The organism is Amycolatopsis nigrescens CSC17Ta-90 (genome assembly GCF_000384315.1).
Lineage (GTDB): Bacteria > Actinomycetota > Actinomycetes > Mycobacteriales > Pseudonocardiaceae > Amycolatopsis > Amycolatopsis nigrescens.
On the sequence record NZ_ARVW01000001.1, the window covers coordinates 4,224,815 to 4,238,178 of the forward strand.

11 protein-coding genes and 1 tRNA gene are annotated in these 13,364 nt (G+C 66.9%); 8 read left to right on the forward strand and 4 right to left on the reverse strand.

The window, feature by feature from the left end:
* Positions 1 to 13: 13 nt before the first annotated feature.
* From AMYNI_RS49125 to AMYNI_RS49130, 6 genes are all read left to right on the forward strand, one after another.
* On the forward strand, positions 14 to 310 hold the full coding sequence (locus AMYNI_RS49125) for a hypothetical protein (protein ID WP_157357412.1): 297 nt from the start codon (positions 14 to 16) through the stop codon (positions 308 to 310).
* A gap of 192 nt (positions 311 to 502) precedes the next feature.
* A complete protein-coding gene (locus AMYNI_RS50180; protein WP_245573960.1) occupies positions 503 to 2,491 on the forward strand; it encodes an AbfB domain-containing protein in 1,989 nt (662 codons plus the stop codon).
* Between the two features lie 32 nt (positions 2,492 to 2,523).
* Positions 2,524 to 4,542: an AbfB domain-containing protein gene (locus AMYNI_RS47305; protein WP_157357413.1), complete on the forward strand. Its 2,019-nt coding sequence runs from the start codon at positions 2,524 to 2,526 to the stop codon at positions 4,540 to 4,542.
* 96 nt (positions 4,543 to 4,638) lie between these two features.
* The gene (locus AMYNI_RS48210; RefSeq protein WP_084628413.1) at positions 4,639 to 5,094 is read left to right on the forward strand and encodes a DUF4279 domain-containing protein; all 456 of its coding nucleotides are present in this window, start codon (positions 4,639 to 4,641) and stop codon (positions 5,092 to 5,094) included.
* A 17-nt stretch (positions 5,095 to 5,111) separates the two neighbouring features.
* Positions 5,112 to 5,348: a hypothetical protein gene (locus tag AMYNI_RS0120015; RefSeq protein ID WP_020669823.1), complete on the forward strand. Its 237-nt coding sequence runs from the start codon at positions 5,112 to 5,114 to the stop codon at positions 5,346 to 5,348.
* Positions 5,349 to 5,418: 70 nt separating this feature from the next.
* Positions 5,419 to 5,835, forward strand: a complete 417-nt coding sequence (locus AMYNI_RS49130) for a DUF7878 domain-containing protein (RefSeq protein WP_157357415.1) — start codon at positions 5,419 to 5,421, stop codon at positions 5,833 to 5,835.
* A 36-nt stretch (positions 5,836 to 5,871) separates the two neighbouring features.
* Here the strand turns inward: AMYNI_RS49130 and AMYNI_RS0120020 are convergent, their stop codons facing one another.
* The 4 genes from AMYNI_RS0120020 to AMYNI_RS0120035 all read right to left on the reverse strand — a co-directional run bounded on the left by AMYNI_RS0120020 (position 5,872) and on the right by AMYNI_RS0120035 (position 12,109).
* Positions 5,872 to 6,375: a hypothetical protein gene (locus AMYNI_RS0120020; protein WP_020669824.1), complete on the reverse strand. Its 504-nt coding sequence runs from the start codon at positions 6,373 to 6,375 to the stop codon at positions 5,872 to 5,874.
* An 86-nt stretch (positions 6,376 to 6,461) separates the two neighbouring features.
* Positions 6,462 to 8,993, reverse strand: coding sequence for a trehalose-phosphatase (gene otsB / locus AMYNI_RS0120025; protein WP_020669825.1), 2,532 nt, complete (start codon positions 8,991 to 8,993; stop codon positions 6,462 to 6,464).
* Positions 8,994 to 9,061: 68 nt separating this feature from the next.
* On the reverse strand, positions 9,062 to 10,501 hold the full coding sequence (locus AMYNI_RS0120030; protein WP_020669826.1) for an alpha,alpha-trehalose-phosphate synthase (UDP-forming): 1,440 nt from the start codon (positions 10,499 to 10,501) through the stop codon (positions 9,062 to 9,064).
* Between the two features lie 84 nt (positions 10,502 to 10,585).
* Entirely contained in the window at positions 10,586 to 12,109 is a 1,524-nt protein-coding gene (locus AMYNI_RS0120035; RefSeq protein ID WP_020669827.1) for a threonine/serine exporter family protein, read from the reverse strand.
* Between the two features lie 260 nt (positions 12,110 to 12,369).
* Here AMYNI_RS0120035 and AMYNI_RS0120040 point away from each other — a divergent pair, with 260 nt between their 5' ends.
* Complete coding sequence (locus AMYNI_RS0120040) at positions 12,370 to 13,032, forward strand: enoyl-CoA hydratase-related protein (protein WP_020669828.1); 663 nt, start codon at positions 12,370 to 12,372, stop codon at positions 13,030 to 13,032.
* Positions 13,033 to 13,082: 50 nt separating this feature from the next.
* Positions 13,083 to 13,155, forward strand: a tRNA-Thr gene (locus AMYNI_RS0120045).
* Positions 13,156 to 13,364: the final 209 nt, after the last annotated feature.

The window sequence follows — 13,364 nt, forward strand, 5'->3', positions numbered from 1 at the left end:
AATAGAATCTCGCGTGGGACTGCTCAGGGTGGAATTGGGCGAAAGTCGCCCTGAGGATGTCGAAAATGCAGACGCCTGGGTCACGCTTTCGGACGGCACAACCTGGTCCGCAACGTTCCTGACCTACGCTGAACTCGGTCGAATAATGGAACGCTGGGAGAAGTCCGGCGAGTGCTTGTCCGGACGCTATTTTTCGGCTCGCCCGGATATTGTCATTCTGCGGAGCCCTGGCGTGGAAGAGATGTGTGCAGTAATTGCCGAGCTGGTGAATAATGGGGAGTATGAAATGGCTCTTCAAAAGGTTGAGTAGTTGAAATATTGACAGGGTGAAAATCCTGGCAATGTAGCATGACTGTGAAGAGCGTGAACTCTCTTTCGAGGCGATTTTGTCGACTTTACATTGGCGCCGCCTATCTTTGTTTTGAATGTAATTCGATTGCTAGTTTTTGGGGGATTAGCGATGGTCAAGAAAGTGACTAGTGGCCGGGTTTCGCGTGGGTTGGTGGCGGTGACGGCGTTCGCGTCCATCGCCGGGCTGGTGAGCCCGGTGGTCGCATTCGCCGCGCCGGGAGGGCAGGAGGCATCGGAGACCAAGGCGGTCCAGTCGGCGGAGTCCTCGCAGGAGGACAAGGTCAGGGCGGCGGCGGTGCTGGGCATCGTGGCCGGGGATGACCTGCTGATCCTGAACGATCGGAACTTCGTGTTCGCCTTGTGGCGCAAGGCCACCGGTAGCGAGGTCCGAGCGTCGGCGGAACTCGCGCTGGGAGGTGCGGACGCCGAATGCACGCAGTGGATCAAGACCGGTATCCACGAAGCCAAGAAGCGCGACGACGCGAACGAGCTGCGAGACACCGAGACCGCCAGGATCGCGCGCGAACTGAAGCAGAGCGCGGCGGCGGTGGTGGGGTTCGTGGCGACGCCGGACGAGCTGGTGCGCTCGTACCGAGACTTCGTCTACCTCGTCTACCAGAAGTCCAAGCCGGACACCAAGGTCCGGGCCGGCGCGCTGGCCGCGTTCGGCGAGGACGAGGCGGCGCAGGTCGAGTTCCTGCGCAACGGGGTGCTGACCGCGCAGAAGCAGGACCAGCAGGACGAGATCGACCGGAACAACGAGGCATCCGAGGCGGAAAAGGCCAGGCTGGCCGCGCGGGACGCGAAGGCGCGGGCGATGGGCCAGGTGCTCGGCGTGGTCGCGACCGAAGGCATCCTCGGGCTGTCCGACGACAACTTCATCCGCGAAGTCTGGAACCGGGCGAAACCCGGCACCGAGGTCGCGGCGGCGGCCGTCGAGGCGCTTCGCAGCCCGGAGCCGGCGGTGTGGAAGGCGTTCATCGACACCGGCATCTACCAGGCGGACGCGCGTGACAAGGAACTCGAGCTGAAGAAGCAGGCCGAGGCGGACCGTCGCCGCGCGCTGGAGATCCAGACCAAAGCGGAGAAGAGCCTGGTACACCCCGGTTTGGTGTATGCGGCGAAGACCGCCCTCGCCGGCAGTGACTCGGACGTCTCGAGGTTCGTGCGGATCGGCCAGTACCAGTGGCTGGGCCAGTCGCTGCAATCGGACACGGTCGGCGTGCGCGGCTGGTACGTGCGCAACGGGGCGGACGGCCCGGCGAGGATCGACCCGGGCAACCCGGTGCCGGGGCCTGGTGTGGGCGCGGACGCCAACTGGCAGGTCCTTCCCGGGAAGGCGGACCCGAACTGCCACACGTTCGAGGTCACCGGCCGGCCCGGCGTCTACCTGCGTCAGGACAACCTGCGGGTAGTGGTCGCGCCCGGTGACGGCAGCGAGAAGTTCCTCGCCGACGCCACCTGGTGTTCGCGGACCGGCCTGCACGGCGCGGGCGTTTCGCTTGAATCGTTCAGCGCACGTGGCCGCTTTCTCCGCCACATCAACGGTGAGCTGTTCGCGGCCGATCGCAGTGGCGCGAACTGGTTCGACAACCCCAGCTGGTACGAAGCGGACGCTTCGTGGCGCGTGCACGGGCTGAACCCGGTGACCACCGCGTTGTCCCTGCGCTGGCTCAACGACGACCCGATCCGCGCGCGGATCGGTGACCCGGTGACCGAGGAACAGGTGGACGGGGACGTCCGCTGGCGTGGCTACCAGCGTGGACGGCTGTACTGGACCAAGGAAGCCGGTGCGAAGGAGATCGAGGGCTACATCCTCGAGTCGTACCTGAAGCTCGGCGGGCACCAGTCGAACGAGTACGGCGTTCCGGTCACCGACGAGACCGGTACCCCGGACGGTGTCGGCCGGTTCAACCACTTCCTGCGGGGCGGTTCGATCTACTGGACGCCGAGTACGGGCGCGCACCCGGTTTACGGGGCGATCAAGCAGCTGTGGAAGTCGATGGACTGGGAGCGTTCGTATCTCGGTTACCCGACCGGAGACCCGGTGTACTCGCCCGGCCTGGTGCGTCAGGTGTTCCAAGGTGGCCGGATCGACCACAACCCCGACACCGGTGCGACCACCGCTTATCGCCACTGATCCCACTCATTTGAGCGAAGGGGACTGAGTTCATGCGAAGAACCATGCTGGCCGCCTGGCTCGCCACGGTGACTTTGGCGGCCGGGCTGGCCGGCCCGGCCACGGCCGTGGCCGAGCCGAGCGGCCAGGGACAACCGATGACCCAGCTCGCGAGCGCGGTGCCGGAGTCGTCACAGGAGGACAAGGTGCGGGCGGCCGCGGTGCTGAGCATCGTGGCCGGGGACGATCTCCTCGTCCTCAGCGACCGGAACTTCGTCGTCGCACTGTGGCAGAAAGTGAAGCTGGATCCGGATCGCGAGGAAGTCCGCGCTTCGGCCGAGCTCGCCCTCAATGGTCTGGACGTGGAGTGCACGTTGTGGATCAAGTCCGGCATTCATGAGGCCTACCAGCGGGACCACACGAACAACGAGCGAGACGCCGCCGCCGCTCGACTGGCGAAGGAACTGAAGCAAAGCGCAGCGGCGGTGATCGGCATTGTCCCCGATGACGGCCTGCTGGTGCTGAGTTACAAGAGCTTCGTCTACGCACTCTGGGAGCGTGCGACTGGGCCGAAGGTGAAGGCTGCCGCGCTGGTGGCGTTCGGCGGCGACGAAGAAGCCCAGAAGGAGTTCCTGCGCAATGGAATTCGCGACGCCCGCGCGCAGGACGAGCAGGACAAGCTTGACCAGGACAAGGAGTCATCAGAGGCCGAGAAGGCCCGACAAGCGGCCCGCGACGCGAAGTCACGTGCTGCCTCCGTGGTCCGGATCATCGCACCGCCTGAGATGCTCGAGCTTTCCGATGTGAACTTCGTGCGCGAGATCTGGAACCGCGCAACTCCCGGTACCGAGGTGGCAGTGGCAGCCGAGCGTGCGCTGCGCAGCTCCAAACCTGAGGACTGGAAATGGTTCATCGACACCGGGATCTACGAGGCGGACCGACGTGACGACCAGATCGCGCTGAAGCAGAAGGAACTCGCGGATCGCAGGCGGGCGACCGAGATTCTGGCGATGGCCGAGAACAGCCGGATCCATCCGGCCATGGTCGCCGCCGCGCACCGGGCACTGGCCGGTGATCACCACGACGTGGACCTGTTCCTCCGGATCGGCGCGGCCGCCGCCGTGACGCAGTCCCTGCGCGCGACGACCGCCGGTGTGCAGAACTCGTATGTGCGCGACAACGGCGGCTCCGGCCGCGTCATGCCGCGCGACCCGGCGGGACGTCCTGGCTCGGAAGGCGACATGACCTGGGTGATCGCCGGCGGGCTGGCCGAGCCCACCTGTATTTCGTTCGAGTCGGTCAGCAAACCTGGTTACTACCTGCGTCAGTCCGATCTGAAGGTGCAGGTGGCGGCCAACGACCGCAGCCAGGCATTCGCCAGGGACGCCACCTGGTGCTGGCGGCCGGGGATGGCCGGGTCCGGTATGTCGGTGGAGTTGTTCAGCGATCGAACCAAGGTGCTCCGGAACTACGACGGGCAGTTGTGGGCGGCCGACAAGAGCGGTAGGCACTTCTTCGACAATCCGACCTATTTCGAGACGGATGCTACCTGGCAGTTGGACTGGCCAGACCCCAACATCGTTTCGGCGAACATGCTGCGCTGGAACAACGAAGATGGTCTGCAGGCTTCCATCGGCAAGCCGGTCGCCGAAGAAGCGACAGACGGTGACGTCCGGTACCGGGCGTTCGAACGCGGCAGGTTGTACTGGTCACCGGCCACCATCGCCCGCTGGGTCGGTAGCGGGAACCTCCAGGTGTACCTGGCGCACGGCGGGCATCGCTCGTCGGTGCTCGGGGTGCCGGTCACCGACGAATCCATCCCGCCGGACGGGGCAGGCCGGTACAGCCACTTCGCGAAGGGCGGTTCGATCTACTGGAGCCCCGCCAGCGGGTCGCATCTGATCTACGGCGGCTTCAAGGCCCGGTGGGCGTCGATGGGCTGGGAGACCTCCTACCTCGGCTACCCGACTAGCGATCCGTTCGCCTTCCCGCGGGGGCAGAAGCAGACGTTCCAGGGTGGCTGGATGGAGTACTACCAGGACACCGGCCTGGTCCAGGTCTTCCGCAACTGACAGAACGCGGGCGAACGGGGTGTCTTTCCGACGGGAGGCACCCCGTTTCTGGTCCGGTGTCATCAGACTGGGTTTGTTCTAGATTCACCTCGGAGGATGATCTTGTTTCGAGTTTACCTGGGGGTGTCGAGCTCGACGCTTCAGCCGGAGAAAATAACACGAAGGTTGCGAGTCTCTCCCGACTCCTTCAAGCGTCTTGGTGAAAGACTTCCTCCTGGTGGCCCGGACGCTCCGTTGCGTGGGCACACGGACTGGGTTAAGGAGGTCTTCGAGGTTACCGATAGTGCGCGGTTCGAGGAAGTTGGGCGGGTTGTGGTCGGTTGGGGGATGCCCCTGGCTGAAGAGCTGGGTCGACTGGCTGTCGATGATGCTGATGTTTCTTTGAATATCGTCCAAAAGATTACAGATATTGAAGACCCGCTGGAAAAAGGGGTCTGGCTCAGCGCCGACCTTGTGAGGTGGCTGGGTGTAGCCAAGGCGGCGATTTCCATCGACCAGTACGTACTTCACGAATGTTTCGATGGCGAGGTTAGGCGGCCATCGAAGACGTGATTTCTTTGCCAACGCCAGTGTTCAAGATCAAGCTATCCGTAGCGGGCGATGTTGCGGGGGCAATCGGGTTCGAGCCGGCAGGCATGTTTTACGAGTTGGCCTACGGTGAGTGTATTTATGTGCATCTGAACGCATCTCAGATGGAAGCGCTTGAGGTCACGTATTGGGATGGCGGCATCTCCGTGTGGATTCAAGGCGAATTTGTCATTCTCGACAAGGCTGGGAAGAAGTTGGACGATCTTTGGGGTGGCTAGAGTGCTGCTGTGAGTCCCGAGGCGGTTGCGGAAATGGTCTCAAGGATCTTCCAGTGGAAGGGTATGGACGATGCTGGAGCTGGACTTTTCCGGGCTCGTCGCGGTTGATCTGCGAAGTCGTAATCGACCCGAGGTGTTGACGCATGTCGAGGGCGACTTGTCGGTTGTTGACGGCCAATGTGAGTTGTACTCGGAAGTTCTTTTTCCAGTGCTGGAGCTGTCGATAGAGTTAAACACTTGGTTAGCTGCGGCAGGCGGCCGACGTTCCAACTTTCACTTCAAGTCGATGTCATTTGAAGAGCTGGGAGTAGTGCGGTTCGTCCGGGTTGAAGATGGCTGGCGTGTGGGATCTGTGCTGCGGCCGGAGGTGTGGAGTGGGACTTTTCAGTTGAAGGATGTTGAAGCTGAGGTCGGCCGTTTTATTGGAGAGGTCAGGCGGGAATGTTCCGCACTTCTTGGTGTGTGGGTACTCGAGTACTTCGAGTGACGGTAGTAAACCTCAAGCTCGCCTCGACGGCTGGTGTCACCAGATCGGGCGGTCGTCGAACCTCTGCAGGGTGCGGACCGAGGGGCGGACGAAGAAGCTGCCCGCCAGGTAGCCGAGCAGGTTGAGGAGCAGGAAGAACAGCGGGAAGAGCAGGTCGACGGCGTCGGCCTGGTCGCTCAGCACGAACAGCAGGTCGGCGAGCGCGATCGCGGCGAACGCGATGAGCAGGCAGGCCAGTAGGACGCCGCGCACGCGCCGGGCGCGGGCGACCACCAGGTACTCACCGTGCAGGCAGCGCCGGGCGGTGCACAGGGTGATCGCGGTGATCAGCACGGACAGCGGCGGCAGCAGGCCCGCGACCCGCACCAGCGCGCCGCGGTCGCCGTCGTGCAGCACGCTGTCCAGCAGCGCGGTCACCCCGTAGATCGCCAGCGCGCCGACGATCAGCGCCACGCCGATCAGGATCACCGAGAAGCGGAAGCGCTGCACGAACATCGGCGGCAGCCGGATGTACTCCGGTGTCTGAGGCTGGTACACCACCGCCGCACCCTACCTCGCGCCGAACGTCGTGAAGGGCACCTTGCCTACGTTCAAGGTAGGTAAGGTGCCCTTCACGGACAATGCGGTTACTGCTGGGCGAGGAGGGTGGCGCAGCGGATCAGGCCGAGGTGCGAGTAGGCCTGCGGGTGGTTGCCGAGCGAGCGTTCGGCGACCGGGTCGTACTGCTCGGGCAGCAGGCCGGTCGGGCCGGCCGCGTCGACCAGTTGCTCGAACAGCTCTTCGGCCTCGGTTCGCCTGCCGCACAACAGATACGCTTCGACCAGCCAGGCGGCGCACAGGTGGAACCCGCCCTCACCGCCGGGCAGGCCGTCGTCCCGCCGGTAACGGTACACAGTGGACCCACTGCGCAGCTCCGCCTCGATCGCGGTCACCGTGGACTGGAACCGCTCGTCGCCGGGGTCGAGCAGCCCGGACAGCCCGACGAACAGCGACGCCGCGTCCAGGTCGGTGCCGTCGTAGGCAGTGGTGAACGCCTGCACCTCTTCGTTCCAGCCGTTCTCCAGCACGTCCGACGCGATCGCGTCGCGCAGCTCGTGCCAGCCGTTGGGCAGCTCGCGCTGGTAGACATCGCCGAGCTTGATCGCCCTGTCGATGGTCACCCAGCACATCACCCGCGAGTACACCCGGTGCCGCGGCACGTGCCGCTCCTCCCAGATGCCGTGGTCCGGCTCGAACCAGCGCCGGGTGACCGCCTCGGCCATCGCCCGCACCATCTGCCAGTCCTGGTCCCGCAGCTCGCCCCTGGCCTGCGCCAGCGCGCCGACCAGTTCCACCACCGGGCCGAACACGTCCAGCTGCACCTGGTGGTTCGCCAGGTTGCCGACCCGCACCGGCCGCGAACCCGCATAGCCTGGCAGCGAGTCGATCACGGCCTCGGCGCCGATCTGGTTGCCGGCCAAGGTGTACAGCGGGTGCAGCCGCTCCGGGCCGGCCAGGGTGGCGAGCACCCCGTGCAGCCACTTCAGGTAGCCGTCGGCCTCTTCGAGCGAGCCGAGCGCGACCAGTTCGCGCACGGTCATCGCGGCGTCGCGGACCCAGCAGTAGCGGTAGTCCCAGTTGCGGACCCCGCCGATCTCCTCCGGCAGCGAGGAGGTGGCCGCGGCCAGCACCCCGCCGGTGTCGGTGTTCACCAGCCCGCGCAGGGTCAGCGCGGAACGGCCGACCAGGTCCGGCTCCACGTCCGGCAGTTTTAGCGTCGACGCCCAGTTGCTCCAGTACGCGCCGGCCCTGGCCCGCCGGTCCACCTCCGGCAGCTCGTGTGCGTCGAGATCCGTTGTGCCGCAACGGAGTTCCAGCACCACCGGCTTCTCCGCGGTGGGCCGGACCAGCGCGGACGCGGTGTCGTGCATGCCGTCGGAGCTGATCGACCACTGCACGCCGGGGGTGCGCAGCACGATCGGCTCCGAGGTGCCGAGCACGCGCAGCCCGTCGTCCTCCGGCAGCAGCCGCACCGGCACGCCGCCGAACTCCGGCCGCGGCGCGAAAACGAGCTCGGCCTCGGTCTCGCCGGAGATCACCCGGACCATGTCCGTCCGGTGCGGCGGGCTCTCCGGCTCCAGGTAGTCGGTGACCAGCAGCCGCGACCACCTGGTCTCCACGGTCATCGTGTTCGGCAGGTACCGCTGGCCCAGCGGCAGCCCGTTGCGGTGCGGCTTGATGCTGAAGTGCCCGGCGCCAGGGCCGCCGAGGAGGTCGGCGAACACCGCGGGTGCGTCCGGCCCCGGGTGGCACAGCCAGGTCAGCCTGGCATCCGGGGTGATCAGCGCGACCGAACGCTCGTTGGCAAGCAGGGACAGCCGCTCGATCGGCGGGGCCTGCTCGCCGTAGAGCCAGGCGCGGCGCTGTTCGAGCAGGAAGGCGAGCACGGTGGCCACATCGGTGGTGTCCGGAACCCGGTAGCCCGCCAGGGTTTCCCCCTGGCCGACCTTGACCCCGAGGTCCGGCCCGGCGAGCCGGGCGAACGCCTTCTCATCGGTGACGTCGTCGCCGAGGAAGATCGCCGCGGTGGCGCCCGCCTCGTGCCGCAGGGTGTCCAGCGCGCGGCCCTTGTCGGTCTGCACCACTGCGAGCTCGACCACCTCCTTGCCGTCCGTGGTCGACACACCGTCCCAAGTGGACGGTCCTGTGTGGACTGAACTGAGGATGCGGCGGCCCGCGGTGTGCTCGGCGTTGCGCACGTGCACCGCGATACTGGCCGGTTTGACCTCGAGTGCCACCCCGGGCACGTCGAGTACCAGTTGCTCCAGCTCGCCCTCGAGTCTGCGGTGCAGTTCGCGGGCGCGGTTGTCCAGCGCGTGCACGAAACCGAGGTCGAACTCGGAACCGTGGCTGCCGACCAGGTGTACCTCGGCCGGAAGTCTGGACAGGGTGGCCAGGTCGCGCAGCGCGCGCCCGGAGATCACCGCGGTCGTCGTCTCGTGCAGTCCGGCAAGGGACCGCAGCGCACCGACCGATTCGGGCAGTGGGCGGGCCTCGTCCGGAGTGGACGTGATCGGAGCCAGCGTGCCGTCGTAGTCGCAGGCGACCAGCAGCCGCGGGGTACGGGCGATCTGCACGATCGCCCGCCGCAGCTCGGCGGGCAAAGCCTCGGCGGTCAACACTCCTCCTCAGGAGCTTCAAGTGGGTAGGGGCGGGTGCAACAGGGTTGGAGTTGTGCTTGAGGGAGTCAGGCGGCCGTCTCGGACCCGAGTGCTTCCAGGAACGAGCGCGCCCACCTGTCGACGTCGTGCGTGAGGACCTGACGACGCAAGGCGCGCATCCTACGTCTGCCCTCGGCTGGGTCGAGCGTAATGGCAGCCTCGAGCGCGTTCTTCACCCCGTCGAGGTCGTGCGGGTTCACCAGAAACGCGCTGCTCAGTTCGGCCGCCGCCCCGGCGAACTCGGAGAGCACCAGCGCGCCGCCCAGATCGTGCCGGCAAGCCACGTACTCCTTACAGACCAGGTTCATGCCGTCGCGCAGCGGGGTCACCACCATCACGTCGGCCGCGGAGAAGAACGCGGCGAGCTCGGTCCTGTTCACCGACTGGTGAAGATAGTGCACGACCGGATGGCCCACCCTGGCGAACTCGCCATTGATCCGGCCGACCATCTGCTCGATCTCGCCGCGCATCCGCTGGTAGTGCTCCACCCGCTCGCGGCTCGGCGTTGCCAGCTGCACGAAAGTCACGTCCTCCGGTTTGACCCTGCCCTCCTGCAGCATCTCGTGGAACGCTTGCAGCCGAAGGTCGATGCCCTTGGTGTAGTCCAGCCGGTCCACCCCGAGCAGCACCGTCTTCGGGTTGCCGAGGTCGTCGCGGACCTGGGCGGCCCGGTCCGCCACCGGCTTGCTGCGGGCGAGCGTGTCCAGCCCGGCCGCGTCGATCGAGATGGGGAACGCGCCGACCCGGACGGTCCGGTCGCCGACCTGCACCATGCCCGGCCGGGAGCGCACGCCGACCGCGCCGCGGCTCGGTTCGAGGCCGGCCAGGGTGCGGGCCAGCCAGAGGAAGTTCTGCGCGCCGCCGGGCCGGTGGAAGCCGACCAGGTCGGCGCCGATCAGCCCGCGCACGATCTCGGTCCGCCACGGCAGCTGCATGAACAGCTCCACCGGCGGGAACGGGATGTGCAGGAAGAAACCGATCCGCAGATCCGGCCGCAGCTCGCGGAGCATGCTCGGGACGAGCTGGAGCTGGTAGTCCTGTACCCAGACCGTGGCGCGCTCGCCGGCGACCGTCGCGCAGGCCTCGGCGAAGCGGCGGTTGACCTTGACATAGCTCTCCCACCAGCTCCGGTCGAACACCGGCCTGGCCACGACGTCGTGATACAGGGGCCAAAGCGAGGCGTTGGAGAACCCCTCGTAGTAATCCTGGACTTCGTCGGAGGTGAGCGTCACAGGGTGCAGCACGAGTCCGTCATCTTCGAACTCGTCCACGTCCACGTCGGGTACACCCGGCCAGCCGACCCACGCGCCCTTGCGGGACCGCAGGAACGGCTCGAGCGCGGACACGAGCCCGCCGGGGCTCGCGGTCCAGCGCTGGGTGCCGTCCGTCTGCCGTTCGAGGTCCACCGGAAGACGGTTGGCCACCACGACGAACTCCGCGGTGTTGGCGTTACTGGTCTGGCTCACGTCAGCTGCTCCCTACGCTCTCGCGGGCGCGGCCCGCTGGAAACACTATCCCGTGACGAGCAGGGCAGGGCAGAGCTGGACGAGTCACTCCAGACGGCGGCCCTGGTCCAACGGTCCGGCCATCCGCGGTCCGGAAAGCTTGCGTTCCAGCCTGCCGAGCCCGGTGCGTACCGGCTGTGCGAGGTACTCGCCGAGCACCACACCGGCGGCCAGGGCGAGCCCGACCGCCACCGCGGTCATCAAGGTGGAGAAGTTGCTGATGGGTTCCACCGCGATCTGGTACAGGCCACGGTAGGTGGAAAGACCGGGGAGCAGCGGCGTGATTCCAGACACGGCCACCACCAACGGGGTGACCCTCAGCCGCCTGGCCAGTACCCCGCCGCAGAAGCCGACCAGGGTGGCCGCGATCGCGGAGGAACTGATCTGGTCGAAATCTGTCAGCATCAGCGCGCCGTACACCGCGGCCCCGATCGCGCCGGCCGCGCCGGCCACCAGGGTCGGGCGCAACCGCGAATAACTGGCCAGTGCGAAGCAGGCGGCCGCGCCCCCGCCGGCCAGCACCATGATCGGCAGGTCCTGTGGCGTGGAGCTGGGCACCTCGGGGGTGGTCGGCGGCAGTTTCAGCACCACCGCCAGTTTCAGCGCGAGCACCACCCCGGAGATCAGGCCGGCGCTCATCAGCGCCGTTTCCATGGTGCGCCCGGCCGAGGTCACGTAGTAGCCGGTGATGCCGTCCTGCACCGCGGAGACGGTGGACAGCCCGGACAGCAGCACGGTGATCGCGGCGGCGACCACCAGTGTCGGCTTGTCGGTGCTGAGCAGTCCGCTGCTCAGTATTGCGGTGGCGGAGACGGTGGCGATCAGCCCGCCGGCCACCTGCTGGAAGAAGAACGGCAGCGCGTACCGGTTGAGCAGCCTGCCGATCCGGTCGATCACCGCGCTGATCACCAGTGCGACGGTGGCGATGTCCAGCCCGCCGCCGACGATCAGGGTGATGAAGAAGGCCATGCCGCCCCAGGCCAGGGTGGCGACCCAGCGCGGGTAGGGGTGCGGCGCCTTGGTGATCCGCTGGAGCTCGGCGTATGCCTCTTCGGCGCCGATGTTGCCGCGGTTGATCCGCTGCACCAGCTGCTCGGTGTCGGACAGCCTGCTGTAGTCCAGGCTGCGCGAGCGCACCACGCGCAGCGCGCTGACCGGCGCCATGTCGGTGCCGCGGTGGCAGGTGACGGTGATGGACGTGAAGATCACGTCGACCTCGCAGTGCGGCAGGCCGAGCGCGCCGGTGAGCGCGATGATGGTCGCGGTGACGTCGGAGGCGCCCGCGCCGCTGGCCATCTGCACCTCGCCGATGCGCAGGGCGAGGTCGAGTACGAAGTTGACGGTCGTGTCGTCGGGCAGCGCCGGGCCGAGGGCCGTGTCGGCCTCCACCGCGGGCTGTTCGCCGGTCGGTGCTTCGAGGATGTGCCACGCGCGACGGCGCAGTTCGTTGCTCTTGTGCCGCCTGCTGCCGCCGGATCTGCCGGTGCCCTGTTCTTCCGGGGCCGCCTCGAGGATTTTCCACGCGCGGCGCCGGTTCGCCGGTCCCTTCGCACGCTGGTTGATCTTCATGAGTTGTCCACCTCCTCACTGGTTTCCCGGGGAGCATCGACACATCCACGCTGACCGTTGCACGTTCGAAACTGTGGCGTCCAGCACGTCGGCGGTGGATCTCCGAAACCTGCGTCAAAGATCGCCCAGCTGCCCCGTTTGGCACGTTTCCGCAGGTACGTGGCGAGACGTAAATCACACGGAAGAGTTCGGCTGGTCATCGCCGAACGGCGGGCGCGGCGGTACCGGCCCGCTGTGCACACCCTGGAAGGATGACGTCCATGCCCGAACTGCGCCGTGACGGCGACGTCCACGTACTGAACTTCGGTGACGACGAGAACAGGTTCTCGCTGGACTGGTTGAAGGCGGTGCACGCCGCGCTGGACCAGGTGGTCGCCGAGCCGGCGCCGCTGGTGACCATCGGCGCGGGCAAGTTCTACTCGAACGGCCTCGACCTGGACTGGCTGCTCGCGCACAGCACCGAGGCCGCGGAGTACGTGGGCCGGGTGCACGGCCTGCTCGCGCGGATGCTGGTGCTGCCGGTGCCGACGGTGGCCGCGGTCAACGGGCACGCCTTCGGGGCTGGCGCGATGCTCGCGATGGCGCACGACTTCCGGCTGATGCGTGCCGATCGCGGGTTCTTCTGCTTCCCCGAGGTGGACATCCACATCCCGTTCACCCCCGGCATGGCCGCACTCGTGCAGGCCAAGCTCACCCCGGCCGCCGCGGTCGCGTCGATGACCACGGCCCGCCGCTTCGGCGGCCCGGACGCGGCGGCTTTCGGCATCGTGGACGGCACCGCCGCGCCGGAGGAGCTGCTCGGCCGCGCGCTCGCCGTCGCCCGCCCGCTGGCCGGCAAGGACAGCGACACCCTCGGCGCCATCAAGGCCACCATGTTCGGTTCCGCCACCTCCGCGCTGCGGGATGCCGGGGGTGCGGCCTAGCCGCGTTGTTACCATGAACGCCGCCGGGCGCGGCCTGTCCCGGCGGTCGTGCCGACCTAGCTCAGTTGGTAGAGCATCTGTCTTGTAAACAGAAGGTCAGGGGTTCGAGCCCCCTGGTCGGCTCTCAGTACTTGTCACCTCGCCAGATCATTACGCCGCAGGTCCTTGAACATTTACGTCCCGATCGGGCACAGTAAGGTCAGAAATTCTGCCCGAACGGGTGACGAAGGGATCTTCGTGCGAAGGTGCTGGACCGCGGAGCGGCCCGGAGCCTGGGATCTCGTCACCGAGTTGTAGCGCGTCAGCCAGTAGCGGAGCATGGACCGGCCCGG